The sequence below is a fragment of the Clostridium sp. genome (assembly GCF_026168755.1).
Lineage (GTDB): Bacteria > Bacillota > Clostridia > Clostridiales > Clostridiaceae > Clostridium.
In genome coordinates, this window is the sequence record NZ_JAPFDR010000019.1 from 1 (window position 1) to 22,333 (window position 22,333).

The 22,333-nt window shown below is 28.3% G+C and carries 21 protein-coding genes; 19 read left to right on the forward strand and 2 right to left on the reverse strand.

Annotated elements, in window-relative coordinates:
* Positions 1–242 precede the first annotated feature (242 nt).
* The 13 genes from aroF (Q0Y03_RS08565) to Q0Y03_RS08625 all read left to right on the forward strand — a co-directional run bounded on the left by aroF (Q0Y03_RS08565) (position 243) and on the right by Q0Y03_RS08625 (position 13,401).
* Positions 243–1,256, forward strand: coding sequence for a 3-deoxy-7-phosphoheptulonate synthase (gene aroF / locus Q0Y03_RS08565; protein WP_297713413.1), 1,014 nt, complete (start codon positions 243–245; stop codon positions 1,254–1,256).
* An 88-nt stretch (positions 1,257–1,344) separates the two neighbouring features.
* Positions 1,345–2,394: a 3-dehydroquinate synthase gene (aroB, locus tag Q0Y03_RS08570; RefSeq protein ID WP_297713414.1), complete on the forward strand. Its 1,050-nt coding sequence runs from the start codon at positions 1,345–1,347 to the stop codon at positions 2,392–2,394.
* Positions 2,395–2,407: 13 nt separating this feature from the next.
* The gene (gene aroA, locus Q0Y03_RS08575; RefSeq protein ID WP_297713416.1) at positions 2,408–3,703 is read left to right on the forward strand and encodes a 3-phosphoshikimate 1-carboxyvinyltransferase; all 1,296 of its coding nucleotides are present in this window, start codon (positions 2,408–2,410) and stop codon (positions 3,701–3,703) included.
* Positions 3,681–4,751 carry a chorismate synthase gene (gene aroC, locus Q0Y03_RS08580; RefSeq protein ID WP_297713417.1) on the forward strand — a complete coding sequence of 357 codons (1,071 nt, stop codon included), beginning with the start codon at positions 3,681–3,683 and terminating at the stop codon, positions 4,749–4,751. The genes aroA and aroC overlap by 23 nt, the downstream gene beginning before the upstream one ends.
* Before the next feature lie 79 nt (positions 4,752–4,830).
* The gene (gene pheA / locus Q0Y03_RS08585) at positions 4,831–6,000 is read left to right on the forward strand and encodes a prephenate dehydratase (RefSeq protein WP_297713418.1); all 1,170 of its coding nucleotides are present in this window, start codon (positions 4,831–4,833) and stop codon (positions 5,998–6,000) included.
* Between the two features lie 101 nt (positions 6,001–6,101).
* Positions 6,102–6,917 carry a shikimate dehydrogenase gene (gene aroE / locus Q0Y03_RS08590; RefSeq protein WP_297713419.1) on the forward strand — a complete coding sequence of 272 codons (816 nt, stop codon included), beginning with the start codon at positions 6,102–6,104 and terminating at the stop codon, positions 6,915–6,917.
* Between the two features lie 19 nt (positions 6,918–6,936).
* Positions 6,937–7,425 carry a shikimate kinase gene (locus Q0Y03_RS08595; RefSeq protein WP_297713462.1) on the forward strand — a complete coding sequence of 163 codons (489 nt, stop codon included), beginning with the start codon at positions 6,937–6,939 and terminating at the stop codon, positions 7,423–7,425.
* A gap of 109 nt (positions 7,426–7,534) precedes the next feature.
* Positions 7,535–8,548, forward strand: coding sequence for a 3-deoxy-7-phosphoheptulonate synthase (gene aroF / locus Q0Y03_RS08600; protein ID WP_297713420.1), 1,014 nt, complete (start codon positions 7,535–7,537; stop codon positions 8,546–8,548).
* A 107-nt stretch (positions 8,549–8,655) separates the two neighbouring features.
* Positions 8,656–9,489, forward strand: coding sequence for a prephenate dehydrogenase (locus Q0Y03_RS08605; RefSeq protein WP_297713421.1), 834 nt, complete (start codon positions 8,656–8,658; stop codon positions 9,487–9,489).
* A gap of 79 nt (positions 9,490–9,568) precedes the next feature.
* On the forward strand, positions 9,569–10,066 hold the full coding sequence (locus tag Q0Y03_RS08610) for a TM2 domain-containing protein (protein ID WP_297713422.1): 498 nt from the start codon (positions 9,569–9,571) through the stop codon (positions 10,064–10,066).
* A gap of 26 nt (positions 10,067–10,092) precedes the next feature.
* Positions 10,093–11,256 carry a serine hydrolase domain-containing protein gene (locus Q0Y03_RS08615; RefSeq protein WP_297713423.1) on the forward strand — a complete coding sequence of 388 codons (1,164 nt, stop codon included), beginning with the start codon at positions 10,093–10,095 and terminating at the stop codon, positions 11,254–11,256.
* Positions 11,257–11,437: 181 nt separating this feature from the next.
* Positions 11,438–12,175 carry a polysaccharide deacetylase family protein gene (locus Q0Y03_RS08620; protein WP_297713424.1) on the forward strand — a complete coding sequence of 246 codons (738 nt, stop codon included), beginning with the start codon at positions 11,438–11,440 and terminating at the stop codon, positions 12,173–12,175.
* Between the two features lie 197 nt (positions 12,176–12,372).
* Positions 12,373–13,401, forward strand: coding sequence for a polysaccharide deacetylase family protein (locus Q0Y03_RS08625; RefSeq protein WP_297713425.1), 1,029 nt, complete (start codon positions 12,373–12,375; stop codon positions 13,399–13,401).
* 32 nt (positions 13,402–13,433) lie between these two features.
* Here the strand turns inward: Q0Y03_RS08625 and Q0Y03_RS08630 are convergent, their stop codons facing one another.
* Positions 13,434–13,991 carry a CYTH domain-containing protein gene (locus Q0Y03_RS08630; RefSeq protein WP_297713426.1) on the reverse strand — a complete coding sequence of 186 codons (558 nt, stop codon included), beginning with the start codon at positions 13,989–13,991 and terminating at the stop codon, positions 13,434–13,436.
* A 217-nt stretch (positions 13,992–14,208) separates the two neighbouring features.
* On the opposite strand from Q0Y03_RS08630, the gene Q0Y03_RS08635 reads away from it, so the two are divergent.
* From Q0Y03_RS08635 to Q0Y03_RS08660, 6 genes are all read left to right on the forward strand, one after another.
* Entirely contained in the window at positions 14,209–14,571 is a 363-nt protein-coding gene (locus Q0Y03_RS08635; protein WP_297713427.1) for a GntR family transcriptional regulator, read from the forward strand.
* Between the two features lie 4 nt (positions 14,572–14,575).
* Positions 14,576–15,448, forward strand: coding sequence for an ABC transporter ATP-binding protein (locus Q0Y03_RS08640; protein WP_297713428.1), 873 nt, complete (start codon positions 14,576–14,578; stop codon positions 15,446–15,448).
* Position 15,449: 1 nt separating this feature from the next.
* Positions 15,450–16,205 (forward strand): hypothetical protein, encoded by a 756-nt coding sequence (locus Q0Y03_RS08645; RefSeq protein WP_297713429.1) that lies wholly within the window; start codon positions 15,450–15,452, stop codon positions 16,203–16,205.
* Between the two features lie 277 nt (positions 16,206–16,482).
* Positions 16,483–17,325, forward strand: coding sequence for a BglG family transcription antiterminator LicT (gene licT, locus Q0Y03_RS08650; RefSeq protein ID WP_297713430.1), 843 nt, complete (start codon positions 16,483–16,485; stop codon positions 17,323–17,325).
* A gap of 127 nt (positions 17,326–17,452) precedes the next feature.
* Positions 17,453–19,375 carry a beta-glucoside-specific PTS transporter subunit IIABC gene (locus Q0Y03_RS08655; RefSeq protein WP_297713431.1) on the forward strand — a complete coding sequence of 641 codons (1,923 nt, stop codon included), beginning with the start codon at positions 17,453–17,455 and terminating at the stop codon, positions 19,373–19,375.
* A gap of 87 nt (positions 19,376–19,462) precedes the next feature.
* Entirely contained in the window at positions 19,463–20,887 is a 1,425-nt protein-coding gene (locus tag Q0Y03_RS08660) for a 6-phospho-beta-glucosidase (RefSeq protein ID WP_297713432.1), read from the forward strand.
* Between the two features lie 55 nt (positions 20,888–20,942).
* On the opposite strand, the gene Q0Y03_RS08665 is transcribed toward Q0Y03_RS08660, so the two are convergent.
* Positions 20,943–22,304 (reverse strand): dicarboxylate/amino acid:cation symporter, encoded by a 1,362-nt coding sequence (locus Q0Y03_RS08665; RefSeq protein WP_297713433.1) that lies wholly within the window; start codon positions 22,302–22,304, stop codon positions 20,943–20,945.
* Between the last annotated feature and the right edge of the window lie 29 nt (positions 22,305–22,333).

Below are 22,333 nucleotides of genomic sequence, written 5' to 3' on the forward strand. Positions count from 1 at the left end.
AATGAGACCTAAAAATTATACAGGTGTATATGGAAAAAAATACAAATAGTAAATAAGCATAGGACTATATGAACCTATGCTTATCAGAATATTCAAAAATTAATTCCCGAAGGGAGCGTGGCGAAAGCCACTTTTTTTATTGTTTATAATTTTGTAATTATAAGTTTTAAGAATAAAAATTTATAATAAATACTTCATTCTTACTATAATTTATTAAATTAAGGTTTAAGGGGGCATTTAAAATGGTAGTAATATTAAAACCAAAAACAAGTGATGAAGCAATTAAAAAATTAACAGGAGAATTAGAATCTTTAGGGGTAACGGTAAATCCAGTTATCGGTACAGAAATGAGTATATTAGGATTAGTTGGAGATACAACAAGAATAGATCATTCATCTATTGAAGCGAATCCTAATGTTGAAAGGGTAATGCATGTTCAAGAACCTTTTAAGAAAGCAAATAGATTATTCCATCCAGAAAATACAGTAATTGATGTTAATGGACATACTATTGGAGGAAATAAAATTGCAGTAATAGCTGGACCTTGTTCAGTTGAAAATAAAGAACAAATATCCTTAGTTGCAGATGAAGTTAAAAAGTATGGAGCTAGTTTCTTAAGAGGTGGGGCATTTAAACCAAGAACTTCTCCATATAGTTTCCAAGGCTTAAAATATGAAGGTTTAGAATTATTAAATGAAGCAAAAGCTAAAACAGGATTACCAATAGTTACGGAACTTATGTCACCATATGATATAGAAACATTTGTTGAAAAAGCTGATATAATTCAAGTAGGGGCAAGAAATATGCAAAACTTTGATTTGTTAAAAGAGTTAGGTAAAATTAATAAACCAATACTTTTAAAGAGAGGCTTATCAGCAACAATAGAAGAGTTATTAATGAGTGCAGAATACATTATGGCTGGTGGTAATGAGCAAGTTATTCTTTGTGAAAGGGGAATAAGAACTTTTGAAACTTATACTAGAAATACCTTAGATTTAAGTGCTGTACCAGCAATTAAAAAGCTAAGTCACTTACCAGTAGTAATTGATCCAAGTCACTCTGCAGGAAAGTGGTGGATGGTAGAACCATTATCAAAGGCGGCAATAGCTGTAGGGGCTGATGGTCTTATAATTGAAGTTCATAATGATCCACAAAAAGCATTATGTGATGGACAACAATCATTAAAGCCAGATGTATTTGCAAAATTAATGGAAGATTTAAAACTTATTGCAGCAGCAGTAGGACGTGAAATATAAATCAGTTAGGAGTTAGTAGTCGATGAATAGTTTTGAGCTTCATCCTAATTTACTAATTGCTAATTAAGATATAAGGAAGGATAGTAGTATGGAACTAAAGGTTGATTTAAAAGATAGAAGTTATCCAATTATAATTGAGAAGGGACTTATTAATAGAGTTTCAGAAGAGATTATAAAGGTATACAAGGGGAAGAAAATATTTATTATTACAGATGATAATGTAAATAAGTATTATGGAGGAAAAATTAGTGAAGAATTAAAAAATAACGATTTTGAAGTTAAGTTATTATCATTAAAACCAGGTGAGGAAACTAAAAACTTTAATACATTACCTATTGTGTATAATGAACTTCTAGATTTTAATTTAACTAGAAGTGATTTGATAATTGCATTAGGGGGAGGAGTTATAGGAGACCTAGCAGGCTTCGTAGCTTCTACATATTTAAGAGGAGTTGACTTTGTGCAGATACCAACATCACTTTTAGCACAAGTTGATAGTAGTGTTGGAGGGAAAGTAGCAGTAGATTTAGATAGAGGAAAAAACTTGGTAGGAAGTTTTTATCACCCAAAATGTGTATTAATAGATCCAGAAGTATTAAATACATTAGATAATAGATTTTTTATAGATGGAATGGCGGAAGTTATTAAATATGGATGTATTAAGGATAAACAATTCTTTGGTTATCTTGAAAAAATGGAAAATAATCAACAATTGATTAATAATATGGAAGTAGTTATCCACAAATGTTGTGATATTAAGAGGCAAGTTGTGGAGAATGATGAAAAAGATAAAGGTGAAAGAATGCTTTTAAATTTTGGTCATACTTTAGGTCATGCCATAGAACAATATTATAATTATACTAAGTACAGTCATGGTGAAGGTGTTGCCATTGGAATGTATGTAATAAGCAAAATTAGTGAAGAAAAAGGATTAACTAAAAAGGGAACTTCTCAAAGAATTAAGGATATTTTAGTTAAATATAATCTTCCATATGAATTGAATGTTAATATTGAAGAAACTTTAGAAGCAATTAATTTAGATAAGAAGAAGTTAGGAAATGATTTAAATGTAATTATTTTAAAGGAAATAGGAAGTTCAGAAATATATAAAACTACAGCAGAATTTTTTAAGATATAAAAGAGGAGATTGTATGGCAGATTTGAAGATATATCCATCAAAGCTTAAGGGAGAGGTAAAAATACCTCCTTCAAAAAGTATGGCACATAGAGCAATTATTTGTGCTGCTTTAAGTGATGGATTATGCATTATAGAAAATATAGATTATTCAGATGACATTATAGCAACTATTGATGCAATGAATTCTTTAGGAGCTAAAATAGTTAAACACAAAGATTATATTGAAGTAATAGGAGCATATGGAAGTGATGAAAAGCCACAAGAAACTAGAATTATTGATTGTAATGAATCAGGTTCCACTTTAAGATTTTTAGTTCCTATTTCACTATTATTTAAAGGTAGCAGCAAGTTTATAGGTAGAGGTAATTTAGGAAAAAGACCATTAACTACTTATTATAATATATTTGAAAGACAGGGAATTGAATATTCTTACGAAGAAGGTAATCTTAACTTAGTTATAAATGGGGAATTAAATCCTGGAACTTTTGAAGTAGAGGGTAATGTAAGTTCCCAATTTATAACTGGATTATTATTTACGTTACCATTATTAAAGGAAGATTCTAAAATTATAATTACTACTGAAATGGAATCAAAGGGATATATTGATTTAACATTAAGAGCAATGAGTGATTTTGGAGTAGAAATAATTAATAACAATTATAGAGAGTTCATTATTAAAGGAAATCAAAAATATAAAGCAAGAAATTACAGAGTTGAAGGGGATTATTCTCAAGCTGCATTTTTCCTTTGTGCAGATAGCTTAGGTAATGATGTATTATGTAAGGATTTAGATTTAAATTCTCTTCAAGGTGATAAAGAGGTAATAGATATATTAGAAAGAATGAATGTCATATTTAATGCAAATGATATAGGGGTAAAGGGGACTACTAATGGTGAATTAACTAGTACAGTAATTGATGGAAGTCAATGTCCAGATATTATACCAGTCCTTACTTCAGTGGCTGCATTAACAAAAGGTACAACAGAAATGGTAAATGCAGGAAGACTTAGAATTAAGGAATGTGATAGGCTTGCAGCAGTAACATCTGAGCTAAATAAATTGGGGGCTAAGATAATAGAAAAAGAAGATGGATTAGTAGTTACAGGAGTAGAAAAGCTACAAGGAGGAGTGGAAGTATGGAGTCATAAAGATCATAGAATAGCTATGACTTTAGCAATATCTTCTACAAGATGTGAAGAACCAATAGTGATAAAGGATTATGAATGTATAGCTAAATCTTATCCAAACTTCTTTGAAGATTTTAAAGCTTTAGGAGGAAATATTCATGAGTGGAATGTGGGGAAATAATATAAAAATATCTATTTTTGGAGAATCTCATGGAAATGCTATAGGAATAAATATCGATGGTTTACCTTCAGGTTTTCATATTGATATGGATAAGGTAATGGTAGAAATGGCAAGAAGAGCACCAGGAAAAAGTCCGTTATCAACTCCAAGAAAAGAAGGAGATATACCAGAAATATTAAGTGGATATTTTGAAGGTAAAACTACAGGAACTCCACTTTGTGCAATAATAAGAAATTCTAATACTAAATCTAAGGATTATTCAAAGCTTAAAGACGTAATGAGACCAGGACATGCAGATTATACTGGTGTTATGAGATATGATGGTTTTAATGACTATAGAGGTGGAGGGCATTTCTCAGGAAGAATAACTGCGCCACTTGTATTTGCAGGAGCTATTTGTAAGCAAATATTAGAAACTAAAGGAATATTGATTGCAGCGCATGTTAATTCTATAGGAAGTATTAAAGATAAAAGCTTTTTAGATGTAGATATAAATGAAGAATTAATATCATCATTCAATGGAAATGAATTACCTTTAATTAATTCAAAATTAGAAGAAGCTATGAGACAAGAAGTTATGAATGCAAGAAAAGATATGGATTCTATAGGTGGAACTATAGAGTGTGCTGTTTTAGGTATAAAGCCTGGAATAGGTAATCCATTCTTTGATTCAGTAGAATCAACATTAGCTCATTTAATGTTTTCAGTACCAGCAATTAAAGGTATTGAATTTGGAAAAGGATTTGATATCTCTAAAATGAGAGGGTCAGAAGCTAATGATGAATATTACTTAGATGATAAAACTATAAAAACAAAAACTAATAATAATGGTGGAATTTTAGGTGGAATAACTAATGGAATGCCAATAGTATTCAAGGTTGCAATAAAACCAACAGCATCAATATTTAAAGAACAAAGTACTGTTAATATAGCTACAATGGAGGAAACTAAGTTAAGCATAGAAGGAAGACATGATCCATGTATTGTACAAAGAGCACTTCCAGTTATAGAAGCAGTAACTGCCATTGGAATATTAGAATTGATGTAGCATAATCCAAATATTGGAGTTACCTCCGGGGAGCATACAAATATTGGATTATACTAGGAGGTGAAGAAGGAGGTAAAACATGAATCTTTCAGAATGTAGAAATGAAATTGATAAAATAGATAAAGAGTTAGTTGAATTATTTGAAAAGAGAATGAATGTTGCGATAAATGTAGCGAAGTATAAGATAGAAAATAATATTCCAATTTTTAATGGAGCGAGGGAAGCTGAAGTTATTGAAAAGAATATTAATAGACTTAATAATAAGGATTATTCGAAGCTTACAGAAAAATTTTTCACTCATTTAATGGAATTAAGTAGGAGCCTTCAAGCAAATATTATTGATGAGAATAATAAAGATAAGATGATAGGATCAATAGAAGAAAATATATCAGCTAACGAAAATAAAAGAGATTTAAACAATATTAAAATTGGATATCAAGGTGTAAAGGGCTCTTTTAGTGAAGAGGCTATGATTAAATACTTTGGTGAAAATCATACAACTACTGATTATGAAGAATTTGAAGATGTATTTGTAGCTTTAAAAAATAATGAAATAGATTATGGAATATTACCTATAGAGAATTCAAGTACAGGAGCAATAACTACTGTTTATGACTTATTAGTTGAGTATGGACTTTATATAGTTGGGGAAGAGTGTATAAAGATAGATCAAAACTTAATAGGAGTAAAAGGAAGTAAGCTTGAGGATATAAAAGAAATATATTCACATCCTCAGGGATTTGAACAAAGTAGTGAGTTTTTAAGCAAACAAAATAATTTAAAGCTTATACCATTCCATAATACAGCCATAAGTGCTAAATATGTTTCAGAGCTTAATGATAAATCAAAGGCTGCTATTGCAAGTTTAAGGGCAGCAAAAATTTATGGATTAGATGTAATTCAAAAAGAAATAAATGATAAGAATAATAATCATACAAAGTTTGTTATAGTAGGAAGAAAACTTGAATCAGCTAAGGAATGTAATAAGATTACTGTTGTATTTTCATTAGATGATAAGGCTGGTACTTTATATAAACTTTTAAGACACTTTGCAGAAAATAATATTAATATGCTAAAGATAGAATCTAGACCAAGCAAAAATGAACCTTGGCAATATCTTTTATATGTAGACTTTGAAGGTAATATAGAAAATGAAGATGTTAAAAAAGCAATTAAGTTAATTGAAGAAAAAAGTGAATATTTCAAATTGCTTGGATGCTATGAAGGAGTTAATGAGTTAAGAAGTTAAGAAAGTTCTTAATTTTAGAGGAAATAAATATTAATATTTTAAATTATATAAGGGATGTTTATAATATTAATTTCTTAGTTACTAAAAGGTTAGGTGTTTAAATGGAGTTCTATGGATTATTAGGTGAAAAGTTAAGTCATAGCTTATCCCCAAAAATCAATAAGATAATATTAGAGAAAAGTAATACAGAAGGTGCTTATAAATTATTTGAGGTTCCTAAAGATAAATTAGATAGTTTTGTTGAAGCAGTTAAATTGCTTAAGATAAAAGGGTTTAATGTTACAATTCCATATAAGGAAAGTATAATGAAATATTTAGATTGTATTTCAGCGGAAGCAAATAGAATTGGTGCTGTTAATACAGTAATGCTAAAGGATAATAAGCTTTATGGATATAATACTGACTATTTTGGAATTGAAGTTATGATTAAAAGTAAAAATATAAATATAAAAAATAAAACTGCAGTTATATTAGGTTCAGGAGGAGCTTGTAAGGCTGTAATTACTTATTTATTAGATAATGAAATAGAAAAAATATATATAGTAAGTAGGAGACCAGAAAGTGTTAATTTAAATAATATAAATAAAAGGATATCAATAATTAACTATTATGAATTAGATAATATAAGTGGATATCTAATAATTAATACAACTCCTGTTGGAATGTATCCTAATAGTGATAAATCTGCAGTTGATAATAATATAATGAAAAATTTTGATGTGGCTGTAGATTTAGTATACAATCCTACGAAAACTAAATTTCTTAAAATAGCAACAGAAGAAGGAAAAGTTGCTATAGGTGGATTGCATATGTTGGTTGGTCAAGCAGTTAAAAGTCAAGCTATCTTTAATGATGGGCAAATAAGTGAAGAATTAATAAATTATATATACACTGAGGTGGCAAAAGATTTTAAGTAGGAGAGAGAGTATGAAGGATATGGAGAAGAGTATTACACTAATAGGGTTACCTGGATGTGGAAAGACTACAGTAGGAAATTTACTTTCAGATAAATTAAATTATAAGTTTATAGATATGGATTATTATATTGAAGAAAATCAAGGAAAGACTATTATTGAATTATTTAAAAATGGTGAAGATTATTTCAGAAATATAGAAACTGAAACTTGTAGAGAACTTGGTGAAAAAGAAAAAACAATTATTTCTTCTGGTGGAGGAGTTGTTAAAAAGGGAATAAATATAGAATATTTAAAGAAAAATTCTATAGTAGTTTTTATTGATAGACCAGTAGAAAATATTTTAGGTGATATAGAAGTTGAAAAGAGACCTTTACTAGCAAATGGTAAAGAAGTATTATATAAGTTATACGATGAAAGATATGAGCTTTATAAAAATTATTGCGATTACAGAGTTGAAAATATAGGAAGCTTAGAGGATGTTGTAAATAGTATTGCAAGTCTTATATAAATTGAAAATTAAAATGAAACTTACTACTCACGTTTGTTTGTAGGAGTAACTTCTAATAAGCAAATTAAAATTTAGATTATCAGTTAGGTAGTATGGAGGTATGGTAGAAATGATTATTGTAATGAATTCAAAATGTAGTGAAAGAGAAATTACTAATGTAAAAGATGAATTAACTAGACAAGGGTTAGGAGTTCATCTTTCTCAAGGTGAAACTTTCTGTATAGTAGGGATTGTTGGGGACACTAGAAGGATAGACTCAGACAGTTTATTAACTTTTGATGGTGTTGATAAAGTATTAAAGGTTGAAGAACCTTTTAAAAAGGCAAATAGATTATTTAAGCCAGAAGATACAATTATTAATGTAAATGGAACATTAGTTGGTGGAAATAATCTTGGAATTATGGCTGGACCATGTTCTGTTGAAAGTGAAGAACAGATAATAGGAATAGCTAAGGCTGTTAAAGAATCAGGAGCTAACTTCTTAAGAGGGGGAGCTTTTAAACCGAGAACTTCACCTTACAGTTTCCAAGGATTAGAACTTGAAGGGTTAAGATTATTGAAGCGTGCTAAAGAAGAGACAGGACTTTCAATAGTAACAGAAATAATGTCTACTGATTATATAGATGAATTTGTAAGAGATGTTGATGTAATTCAAGTTGGAGCAAGAAATATGCAGAACTTTGATTTATTAAAGCAACTTGGTAAAACTAACAAGCCGATTTTATTAAAGAGAGGGTTATCTTCAACTATAGAAGAGTGGCTTATGAGTGCTGAATATATAATGGCTGGTGGGAATGAAAATGTAATTCTTTGTGAGAGAGGAATTAGAACTTATGAAGGATACACTAGAAATACTTTAGATTTAAGTGCAATACCAGTAATTAAAAAGTTATCTCATTTACCAGTGATAGTTGATCCAAGTCATGCTTCAGGATATTGGTACTTAGTAGAACCATTAGCAAAAGCAGCAATAGCAGCAGGTGCAGATGGACTTATGATAGAGGTTCATAATGACCCACAACATGCATTAAGTGATGGGCAACAATCAGTAAAGCCTGAATTATTTGATAAGATAATGAAAAAAGTAAAAGTTTTAGCCGAGATGGAAGGAAAGACTTTATAAAGTGATAAGTGGCAAGTGAAAAGTTTAAGGAAAAATATATTTTAGAAACTACCTTAGGAAGTTTCAACCTTAACTTGAAACTTGCCACTAAAATAATAGGGGGTATTATGAAAATAGTTATTGTAGGTCTTGGTGTTATTGGTGGTGGATATGCAATGGCACTTAAGGAAGCAGGATATGAGGAAGTTTACGGAATAGATAAAGATATAGATACATTAAGGAAGGCAAAAGCTTTAGGAATTATTAAAGAGGACTATGAAGATGAGAGGGAAATAATAAAAAGTGCCGATTTAATTGTGTTAGCTGTTTATCCTAATTTAGTTAAAAATTTTATAATTAATAATAAAGATAATTTTAAAGATGGAGCTATAATTACAGATGTTACAGGGATTAAAGAGTTGTTTATTAATGAAATAACAAATATATTACCAGAAAATATTGATTTTGTTTTTGCTCATCCAATGGCTGGAAGAGAGAAAAAGGGGATAGATTATGCTACAAATCAAGTTTTTAAAGGTGCAAATTTTTTAATTACAGTAACTGATAAAAATAAAGGTAAAAATTTAGATATAATTGAAAATTTGGCATATAAAATGGGATTTAAGAATGTCAAAAGAATATGTCCTAAATACCATGATGAAATGATAGCATTTACTAGTCAATTACCCCATGCTTTGGCTGTAGCTCTTATAAATAGCGATATTGAGGGACGAAATACAGGTGAATTCATAGGGGATAGTTATAGAGACTTAACTAGAATTGCAAATATTAATGAATCTTTATGGAGTCAATTATTTTTAGGAAATAAAGAAAATTTACTAAAAGCCATTTATAAATTTGAAAAAGAATTGGATAAAATTAAAGATTCTGTGAAAAATGAAGATAAAGAAACTCTACAAGAGTTATTTATTAAATCTTCTTTAAGAAGAGAAAAGTTGTAATATATTAATTAATAAGATAGTTATTATATTTGAATTTGTACTGTATAATATTTACATACTAGTTTAAGGGGGAATTAATATGTATTGTAAAAATTGTGGAGAAAAATTAAATGAAGGTGTTAATTTTTGTTTTAATTGTGGCTTTAAGTCAGGAGAAGGACAAGGGTATTGTGATAAGTGTGGAGTAAAATTAAATAGTTCTACTTGTAGTAATTGTGGAAATATTATAGAAGATTATAAGGAAAATTTAAATAGAGAGAGTTATAATAATCAAAATTACTATACAAATAACAATCAAGGTTATTCTAATAACTACAATAATCAAAATTATAATTCAAATTATGTAGAAAGAAAGCCAAAATCTAAGGTTGCAGCAGGAATATTAGGAATTTTAGTAGGTGGACTTGGCATTCATAGATTTTATTTAGGTTATGTGGGAATAGGGATTTTACAAATTGTAGTTACTATTTTAACTTGTGGTGCAGGTAGTCTTTGGGGATTTATTGAAGGGATACTTATATTGTGTGGTACCACAATAACTAAAGATGCAGATGGTATACCTTTATCAGATAATTAGCTATACTAAAAAAAGGGTGATTATAGATGAGTGAAAAAATTGAGAAAATAGTAGAATATGAATTAGAAAAGGGGAATTTAGCTGGAGCAAGTATTTATGTAATTAAAGATGGAAAGGAGATTTTTTCTAAACAATTTGGCTATTCTAATTTAGAAGAAAAAATAGAAATGAAAAGAGATACTATTTTTAGTATATATTCAATGAGTAAACCAATCACAGCTGCAGCTACAATGCTTTTAATTGAACGTGAGTTATTATCATTAGATACTCCTGTGTCTAAATTTTTAAATGGATTTAAAAATCAAAAGGTATTATGCAATGGAGAGATTGAAGACATTAATAGAGAGGTAGTAATAAAGGATTTATTAACTATGACTTCAGGTGTTGCATATCCAAGTGATAGTGAAGTTGGACAGAAAGTTAATGCTATAGTTAATGAAGTTATTGAAAAAGAGTTAATGAGAACTCCACTAACTACAGTAGAATTTGCAAATAAATTAGGACAAATTCCTTTAGAATTTCAACCAGGTGAAAAATGGGCTTATGGATTTTCAGCTGATATTCTTGGAGCTGTAATTGAAGTTGTATCAGGAAAGTCATATAGAGATTTTTTAAGAGATGAATTTTTTATACCATTAGAGATGGTTGATACAGATTTTTATGTTCCGGAAGAAAAGTGGAATAGATTTGCGAAAGTATATGAATATTTTGAAGAAGAACCTAAATTAAGACCATATGAAGGATATAATTTAGCAATAATGAGACAGAATAAATTACCGGGCTTTCAGTCTGGTGGAGCAGGGCTAGTATCAACATATGAAGATTATTCACATTTTGATAGTATGATAATTAATGATGGAGTTTATAATGATAAGCAAATTTTAAAAAAGGAATCTATAGACTTTATGAGAACTAATCATTTAAGTGAAAAACAATTAAAAACTTATGACTGGGAAGATTTAAAAGGATATGGATATGGAACTTTGGTTAGAGTTTTAGAAGATAAAAAAATAGCTAATACTCCATGCGATGTAGGTGAATTTGGATGGGGAGGATGGGCCGGAACAGAGTCTATAATCGATCCGAAAAATAACACTATAATATTATATTTTATTCAAAGAATTAATAAGTGTGATAGCGTTGAAAAAGAAATAAGAAAGTATATTTATAAAGAATATTTGAATAAATAGTTTTTTATTAAGTATTGAATATATAATTAAGAGGACAGGAAAAAACTTGTCCTTTTTATTTTGCTTTAATAAAGAGTTAAAGTAGAAATAGTATTTAGATTTAGTAAAAGAATTTTGGAAGAATATTTTTATATATGATATTATAATAGTGCAATTTAAAAAAATAGGGGGATGAGCAAAGATGATAGGAAGAGACTTCAATAGAAGTAAATACAGAATGAAAAAAAATAAAAAAAATGCTATTATCTTAGTGATATGTATTTTAATAATTAGTGTAGTAGGGATAGGAATTAAGGTTATTCTAAAACAAAATAAAGAAAATGTACAAATTACTACAAAACCTAATGAGAAAATAGACTCTGAGGATAAAGAGTTAACAGATAATTCTGAAGAAGTAGAAAGTAACATATTAGATAATAGTGGTTATTTATTACTTGAAGAAGATTCTAATGCGGATGATGCAGCTATGGTTGCTGAAAATACTAAAGGACTTTTAAATGGAACTAAACAATATCCAGTAAGAAATGATGGTAAAAAAGTTGTTTATTTAACTTTTGATGATGGACCATCAACGACCAATACTCCAGGAATACTAGATGTATTAGATAGATATAATGTTAAATTTCCAGGAGGATACTGGTCATGGGAAGATCGTACGGCAATGAAGGAAGCTATGGAGCAGAATGGATACTATAATGTAGATTGGAATGCATTAAATAAAGATGCTGAAGGAAAGGCAAAGAATGCAGATGAATTATTACAAAGCACTAAGGATACAATAGAAGTATTAGGACCTAATGCAGATAGTGTTGTTCTTTTAATGCATGATACATATGGAAAAGAAGAGACAGTAAAGGCACTTCCGCAAATAATAGAGTATTTACAAGGGAAAGGCTTTGAATTTAGAACTATTAAGTAGTAAAAAAATTAAGATTAATGGAATGAGTTTTAACTTATCCCTATTATGTTTTTAGAGTGAAATTAATTTGTAACACTTTTGTAACGAATTTACCAATGAGTATAATGTATATTAATATTATAGAGAAAAATAAGTTTAAAGTAAGAAATTAGCTTGAAAAAATAATTTAAAATACAAAATGTGGAGGAAAACATAGAATGATGAGTAAAAATAAGAGTAGAGTTAACAGGAAGAAAAAAAGACAAAGAAATCAAGCAATTTTGATAACAAGTGTTTTAGTGATATTAGGAATATTTGTAGTTATTAAATTTATTCCTAAACATAAACAAGAAAATGTACAAATTGCAAACCCAGGTGAGAATAAAACTGGGACAAGTGATAATACAGAATCTAACAATAAAGATCATGTAGAAAATAATAAGGAGCAAGTTGAAGATAATGAAAATGAATCAAATGATAACAATAAAGAGGAGAATAATAAGTTAGATAATAGTGGTTATTTATCATTTGAAGAAGATCCTAATGCAGATGATGCAGCTATGGTTGCTGAAAATACTAAAGGACTTTTAAATGGAACTAAACAATATCCGGTGAGAACAGATGGTAAAAAGGTTGTTTATTTAACTTTTGATGATGGACCATCGACAACAAATACTCCACAAGTATTAGATATATTAGATAATTATAATGTTAAGGCAACATTTTTTGTATTAGGTTCATCAATAGATAAGAGTGAAGGTGCAAAAGATATATTAAAGGAAACTGTTAATAGAGGACATGCAATAGCAAATCATACATATGGACATGATTATTCATATTTATATCCTAATAGAGTTATGAATGTAGATAATATTTTATCAGACCTTGAGAAAAGTCAAAATTCAATGAAGGCAGTATTAGGCCAAGATTTTTCTACAAGAGTTATTAGATTACCAGGTGGATACTGGTCATGGGAAGGACGTACTCCTATGAAAGAAGCTATGGAGCAAAATGATTATTATAATGTAGATTGGAATGCATTAAATAAGGATGCAGAAGGAAAAAAGAAAAATTCTGATGAATTAGTGCAATGTGTAAAAGAAAGTGTAGAGGTTCTAGGACCTAATGCGGATAGTGTAGTTTTATTAATGCATGATACATATGGAAAGGAAGAAACAGTAAAGGCACTTCCAAGAATAATAGAATACTTACAAAGTCAAGGTTTTGAATTTAGAACTATAAAATAAAAAAACTGCTCACAGTTGTGGGCAGTTTTTTGTTATCTTCCTTTAATTTTACCTTCAATTCCTCTTTCAGATAAAATTTCATATATAGTTTTAGATGTAGTATCAGCTAAGGTGTAGCCAATTAATTTTAAAATTTCCTCAAGCTTTTCTTCAGAAGTAGTTTCGATTTCTAAATAAGGGAAAGGACAGAAACTCTTATCATTAATATCAATTTCAATTAAAGAATCATTAAGTTTATAACTTTCTCTATATTTAGAAATAGATTCTTGAAGTACAAGTCCTAAAGATTTGAATATTCTTCTAGCCATTTCTCCATCTTCAACAATAGTTTCATTTTCCTCCATAACTTTAAATGTACCTTGACTTAACATTTTTTTAGTAGTCATAAATACAGTTTCTTTTCCAGTAAGTCTATCAATAGTAGTTCTAACTCTAGCATATCCCTTATCAGCTAGAAGCCTACCATCTTCAAAATCATATATTTCATTAACTTGATCTTCAGATTTAACTTTAATTGCTCCTAAAGATTCCATTTTATTTCTAATATCATCAACATCAATATCCATTACTCTAGTTTCTAATTCTTTCATTAATAATGCTCCTTTCAATTTTAAAATAACAATATTTATATTATACAATAAAAAGCATAACAATAAGCCAAAAAGAAATTTAAACATAAAGATTTCCTTTATAAATTTAAACAAAATTACAGGAAAAGATTGACAAATAAGATTAACAGTCATATAGTTAATTATATAAGTAATTAACCAATTAACCAAGTAAGAGAAGGGAGGTTAAAAATATAATATGATTATAGAATTTAATAATGATATTCCTATTTACATTCAAATAGCGCAGGCAATAGAGGACAATATTATAAAGGGAATTTTTCAAGAGGATGAAATGATACCATCAACTACAGAAATATCAGTAAAGTATAAAATTAATCCTGCAACTGTAGGAAAGGGATTTAATATTTTAGTTGATGAAGGAATTATATATAAAAAAAGAGGTGTTGGGATGTTTGTTTCAAAGGGAAGTAAAGAGATATTAATGAATAAAAGAAAAGAGAGCTTTTTCAATAATTATATAGTTACACTTTTAGATGAGGCAAAAAAGTTAAATATATCAACTGAAGATATTATAAAAATGATTAGTAAAGAGAGGTAAGTATATGGCTATAATAGAGGTTAAAGGGGTCAATAAAACATATAATAAAAAACAAGTTTTAAAAGATATAAATATAATATTTGAAGAAAATAAAATTTATGGGTTGTTAGGAAGAAATGGGGCAGGAAAAACAACTTTATTAAATTTAATTACTGATAGAGCAATAGTAGATTCTGGTGAAATCACAATTAATGGAGAAAATGTATATGAAAATGATAATGCTTTAGAAAAGATATATTTTATGACTGAAAGAACTCTTTATCCAGAAGATTTTAAAGTAAAAGATGTATTTAAATGGACTAAAGAATTTTACAGTAATTTTGATAGCAACTATGCCTTAGAGTTATCAAAGAAATTTAGTTTAAATATTAATACTAAAATGAAAAATCTTTCTACAGGATACATTTCAATATGCAAAATAATAACTACACTTGCTTCAAATGCTGAAGTTTTGATATTTGATGAGCCTATACTAGGGCTTGATGCAAATAATAGAGAGTTATTTTATAAAGAGTTAATGGAGAATTATATTGAAAACCCTAAAACTATAATTTTATCTACTCATATTATTGAAGAGGTTTCAAATTTAATAGAGAAGGTAATTATTTTAAATAATAGTAAGATTATTAGTAGTGATGAAGCTGAAGAATTATTGGATAAAGCATATACTGTTTCTGGATTAACTGAAAATATAGATAAGTTTATAAATGCAAAAAATATAGTTAATATTGAGGAGATAACATCATTTAAATCTGCCACTATAATAGGTAATTTAACTAAAGAAGATAAAAAATTAGCAGAAGATTTAGATTTAAAGTTTTCAAAAGTTGAATTGCAAAAGTTATTTATATATTTAACTGAAAAGGAGGAGGTTTAAGATGAAAAGTCTAAAGATTGCAAAGATGAATTTTGAAAATATTATGAAATCAGCAATTTTATATTATTCAATGTTTATTTTTATATTTTTAGTTTTATGTATAATAAATTATACTAGTGGTCTACAAGGCACAATGTCAGGAATAGAGTTTGTAACTATAATATTTTTATTTATTTCTGGATTAAATTCTTTTAAATCAAATTTCTATTTTGCAAAAAGTAATGGTATTTCAAGAAAGACATTTATAAAAGGTCTAATAATTTCAAGTTTACCAATAGCGTTAGTAGTATCAATTTTAGATATTACAATTAATAGAATAAATAATATTTTTATTAAAAATCCAACTCTTTATGATATGACCTATGGAAGTTTATTAGGAAATATGGCTAATGTTTTTAATGATAGCTGGGTACAAAGTAATAGTTTTACCACTATAATAAATACATTTTTATTTCAATTTTCATTTTGTCTTTTAGCTTATGTAGCTGGAATAGTTATTAATATGATTTATTATAGATCTAATAAATATGTAAAAGTATTGGTATCAGTTACGCCAGTAATGCTTATAATATTTAATACTACTCTTCCAATAAGAAATCCTAGGTTAGCAATGAAATTAAATGAGTTTCTTGATTATATATTTGGATTTGATCCATTAAATGTTTTTGCATGTATAACTACATTTTTAGTAATTACAGTAGTTTTATCAGGAATAGCATTTTTATTAATTAGAAAAGCTGTAATTAAAGAAAGATAATAAATTAAAATATTATATAAAATAAGAAACTTACATTAATTTAGGTTTCTTATTTTATTAAATAATAAGAAAACGTTGACGAATAACATTATTTGAGTTATTATGTAAGTGGAACTGGGTAGTAATTGCTTAAGTGCAAGCTAAGCCTATTCATTAATGTGCAGAGGATATCTATAGGTATTTTGTGCATTATAATGAATAGGTTTTTTTGTTTTTATAAATAAATTATAAGGTAAAATATTAATATACTTTATAAAGTTTAAAAGGAGAAGATAAGATGATTATTACTAGGTTATTGAATAATAATGTTGTAATTACTTTAGATTCTAATGATGAAGAAATAATAGTAATGGGAAAAGGAATAGGATATCAAAAATCAAAAGGTGATACTATTGATGAAGAAAAGATAAATAAGGTATTTAGAATATCAAATAAAGAAGTTTCAAATAAATTTCAAGAGTTGTTTAATAAAATTCCAATGGAACATATGAATCTATCTAGTGAAATAATTGAATATGCAGAAGGCGTATTAGGTAAGAAACTAAATGATGGAATTTATATATCTTTAAGTGATCATACTTACACAGCTATAAAAAGAATTAAAGATAATATTACAGTAAAAAATGCTCTTTTATGGGATATTAAAAGATTCTATAGAGATGAATTTAAAATAGGTATGAAGGCATTAGATATTATAGAAGAGAAAACAAAAATAAGGCTTCCAGAAGATGAAGCTGGATTTATTGCTCTTCATATGGTAAATGCACAATTAAATGAAGAACAACCTCAAGTTCAAGGAATTACAAAATTAATAGAAGAAATTCTTACTATTGTTAGAATAAATCTTAGGGTAGAGTTTAAAGAAGAATCAGTATTTTATTATAGATTTATAACACATTTAAGATATTTTGCACAACGACTATTTTATAATAATACATATAATGGAGATTCAGATGATGAACTATTAAGTATAATAAAAGGTAAGTATCCAAAGGAAGCCGAGTGCATAGATAAAGTAAAACTTTTTATTAATAAAAAATATAACTATGAGTTATCTAGTGATGAGTATATATATTTAACTATTCATATTGCAAAGTTGCTACAAGACTCAAAGTTATAATTATATATATTTTACAGGAAGGGATGTGACAAGTATTTAAAATTATTAATTTAACTATAAGCTGGATGGTAACATTAAGTTGGCCAAACCTTCAAATTTCAAAAAATAGAAATATGGAGGAATAGAAATGGGAAAGTATAATGAATTAGCAAAAGAGATTGTCAAAAATATTGGAGGAAAGGAAAATGTAATTAGCTTAACACATTGTATTACAAGATTACGTTTTAAGCTTAAGGATGAAAGCATAGCAAATGATGATGTGTTAAAGAATATGCAAGGTATTGTTACAGTTATGAAGAGTGGTGGACAATACCAAGTAGTAATAGGAAACCATGTACCAGAGGTATATGCAGATATATGTCAATTAATAGATATTGATAATTTAAGTAGCGATGAAGAACCTAAGAAGTCAGGAAAATTATTGGATAAGGGAATAGATATTGTATCAGGTATTTTTCAGCCAATATTAGGTATTATGGCTGCTTGTGGAATGGTAAAGGGTCTAAATGCATTATTTATTGCACTTGGATTATATAGTGATACATCTGGTGGAGCTTTAATTATAAATGCAATAGGAGATGGATTATTTACATTTTTACCACTATTTTTAGGCTATACATCAGCTAAAAAGTTTGGATTAAAACCAATGATAGGATTAGTTATTGGTGCAATTATGTGTTATCCAGGCATTCAATCCGGAGCAATATCATCTATGGGTGATGCAATGTATACAATGTTTGCTGGAACTATGTTTGAGTCACCAGTTTACATTAGCTTCTTTGGAATTCCTGTAATATCAATGGATTACACAGGAACAGTTATTCCAGTAATTTTATCAGTTTATTTTGCTTCAAAATGTGAAAAGGTATTTAATAAAATTGTACCAGATTTAGTTAAATTTTTCTTTGTGCCAATGTTAACTCTTTTAGTAGCGCTACCAATTACATTTATAGTTATAGGTCCAATTGCAACATTTGGTTCAACAATAATTTCAGAATTCGTATTCGCAGTAAGAGATTTTAGTCCTTTAATTGCAGGTGCTATTGTAGGACTTACTTGGCAGATACTTGTTATCTTTGGAATGCATTGGGGATTTATACCAGTGTATATAAATAATATTATGACTAATGGATATGATAATGTAATGATGCCGTTCTTTGCATGTACATTTGCTACTTCAGCAGTTGTTTTAGCTATATTCTTTAAGTCAAAAGATAAAAAGATTAAAGAAATGGCATTGCCTAACTTTATATCTGGAGTTTTTGGTGTAACAGAGCCTGCTATATATGGTATATTATTACCATTAAAAAAACCATTTATAATTAGCTGTATTACAGGTGGTATTGGAGGAGAGTTTTATGGTTTCTTCAATTTAAGAAAGTTTATGGTTGGTGGAATGGGAATATTTGAATTACCAGCAATGATTGAACCAGATGGAGCTATGGGAAATTTAATAGTAGCATTATTTGGTATTGTAATTTCAATGGTAGTAGGATTTGTTTTAACTATGATTTTCTATAAGGATAAGGAAGAAGTTACAGAAGTTAAGGAAGTAGTTGAAGAAAATAATAGTGAAGATAAATCTAATTCTTTGAAGAAGATAGTTATTTCTAGCCCTATAAAAGGAGAAACAATAAAATTAGAAGATATTGAAGATGCTGCTTTTGCTACAGGTGTATTAGGACAAGGTTTAGCTATTAAACCAACAGAAGGAAAAGTAGTTGCACCAGTTAGTGGAGAAGTTACAACTTTATTCCCAAGTTTGCATGCTATAGGTATTACTAGTGATGAAGGTGTAGAAATACTTATTCATGTAGGATTAGATACTGTGCAATTAGAAGGTAAAGGCTTTAAAGCACATGTAAAACAAGGGGATAAAATTGTTAAGGGACAAGAGTTAGTAACCTTTGATATTGATTTTATACAAAAGTCAGGCTATAGCATAGTTACACCAGTAGTAGTAACAAATTATAATGATTATTTTGAAATAGCTGCTACTGAAAGTAAAAATTTAGAGCTTGGTGATAAAGCTATCACTGTAATAATTTAATATTTAATTTAAGCTCTGTTTTAACTTGGTTGAGGCAGGGCTTAATAAATACTGTAAAAATTTTTATATTACAATATGGAGGAAAGTATGAAGTTTAATGATAATTTTTTATGGGGTGGAGCTACTGCTGCAAATCAATGTGAAGGTGGATATAATGAAGATGGTAGAGGATTAGCTAATGTTGATGTTTGTCCTACAGGCAAAGATAGATCTTCTGTAATTACAGGGAATTTAAAAATGTATGATTTTGATGATGAGCATTTTTATCCTGCTAAGATAGCAATAGATATGTATCATAATTTTAGAGATGATATTAAGTTGTTTGCAGAGATGGGATTTAAGGTTTATAGAATGAGTATTGCTTGGAGTAGAATTTTTCCTAATGGAGATGAAGAAACTCCAAATGAAAAAGGATTAGCTTTTTATGATGAAATATTTAATGAATGTAAAAGGTATGGAATAGAGCCCTTAGTAACAATATGTCATTTTGATTGCCCAATGTATTTAATAGAGAATTATGGTGGATGGCGTAATCGTAAGATGATTGGATTTTACGAAAAATTATGTAGAACTGTATTTGAAAGATATAAGGGAAAGGTAAAATACTGGATAACATTCAATGAAATAAATATGATTTTACATGCACCATTTATGGGAGCAGGGATTTGCTTTGAAGAGGGAGAAAATAGAGAAAAGATAAAATATCAAGCAGCACATCATGAATTGGTTGCTAGTTCTATTGCAACTAAAATTGCAAGGGAAATAGATAAGGATTATAAGATTGGATGTATGTTTGCAGCAGGAAGTGCATATCCATATAGTTGTAATCCAAAGGATGTTTGGGAGGCTACAAAGGTAGATCGTGAAAGTTATTTCTTTGTTGATGTTCAAGCAAGAGGTAAGTATCCTAATTATGCTTTAAAAGAAATGGAACGTAAGGGAATTACTCCAGTTATGGAAGATGATGATACAGATATATTAAAGAAATATACTGTGGACTTTATTGCATTTTCTTATTATAACAGTCGTTGTGTAAGAACAGATAATAGCGATGATGTAGCAGAGGGAAATTTATTTGCATCAGCAAAGAATCCTTATCTTTCATATAGTCAATGGGGATGGCCTATAGATCCATTAGGGTTAAGAATAACATTAAACCATATTTATGATAGATATGAAAAGCCATTATTTATTGTTGAAAATGGATTAGGAGCAAAAGATAAAATTAATAAAAATGGTGAAATAGAAGATGACTATAGAATAGACTATTTAAGAGAACATATTAAAGCAATGAGGGATGCTGTAAACTTAGATGGTGTAGATTTAATTGGATATACAACTTGGGGACCAATTGATTTAGTTAGTGCTGGATCTGGAGAAATGGAAAAAAGATATGGTTTTATATATGTGGATAGAGATAATGAAGGAAATGGAACATTAGAAAGAAGAAGAAAGAAGAGTTTCTATTGGTATAAAAAAGTTATAAAATCAAATGGATCAGATTTAGATTAAATAAAGTAAAAAATAAAAGGCTGTGATTAATCACGGCCTTCTATTATATATGTAATTAACAATTATAGATTTCTTTATTTAAGCAGCCTTCGGAATTAGCTACAACTACTGCAGTAGCAGAGTCACCAATTACATTCAAGCAAGTAATAAGCATATCTATAGGTCGATTTATAGCAATAATTAATGAATAAGCTATAAGTGTAGCTTCATTATTAAATCCCATTCCTGTTAATACTGTAAAAAGTATTATTGATGATGAACCAGGTGCAGATGGTGTTCCTACAGAAGCTATTAATGCTAAAACTGCTATTAAAATTATATTTTGAATAGTAAGAGTATATCCAGAGCTAGCTGCAATAAAAATAGCTGCTATTACTTGCATTATTGCAGTACCATTCATATTAATAGTCATACCTAATGGAAGTACAAAAGAAGCAATATCCTTATTAACTCCAAGCTCTTCAACAGTTGTTTTTTCATTTAGTGATAAAGCAGCAGAAGAAGCTGCAGCTGAAAATCCTAAAAGAGCAACCTTAGCAACTTTTTTCATAAATATAATAGGATTTAGTTTTGTTCCTAAATAAACAAACAATGGATAAGCAGTAATAAAAAATAGTGTTGAAGTTATAGCAACTGTAAGCATATATGCTAATGCTGGTTTCAAACGATCTAAACCATATACAGCAAAAGTTCTAGTTACTAATATGAAAACTGCTAATGGACTAAATTTAGTTATAACGAATTCTAAAAATACACCAATTATATTATTTAAATCAATAAGTAAATTCTTTAAAATTAATATTTTTTCACCAAGAGTATTTATACATAAACCAACAACTACAGCTAAAAAAACTATAGATAATACCATTGAATTATCTGACATAACATTAGTTATATTACTAGGAACTGCATCAAGTATTACAATTAATGGATTGCTTCCATTAGATGTAGCTACAGGTGTAGAAGAACCACTAGAAAGATTAACATTGAAAAATCCAAGCTTATAAGCTGTAAATCCAAATATACAGGCAGTAGCTAATGCAAATATGGATGTTGTTAAAAAGCCTAGGAGTGTTTTAGATGATATTCTTCCAAGTTTTTTAGTATCACTAATATGGCACATAGCAAGAGCTATTGATGAAAATACCATTGGAATTATTATTAATTGAAGGCAATTAATAAATAACTGACCAAGTATATAGAAAATACCTAAAGAGTTTTTACCTTTTTCAGTAGTTATATCTTGAAATAGAATACTATTAATAGAATTCCATATATAAGCTTTATTATTAGCAATTAATGATTCTCTTAGTAATATAAAAGCAGTACCAACAAGTATGGCTAGTATAAGAGAGAGGGCCATTCTTATAGCTAGTGCAGTAGATTTATTTTTTGCTTTTGTAAACTTAAATTTCATAAAATTATCTCCCAATAATTAATATTATA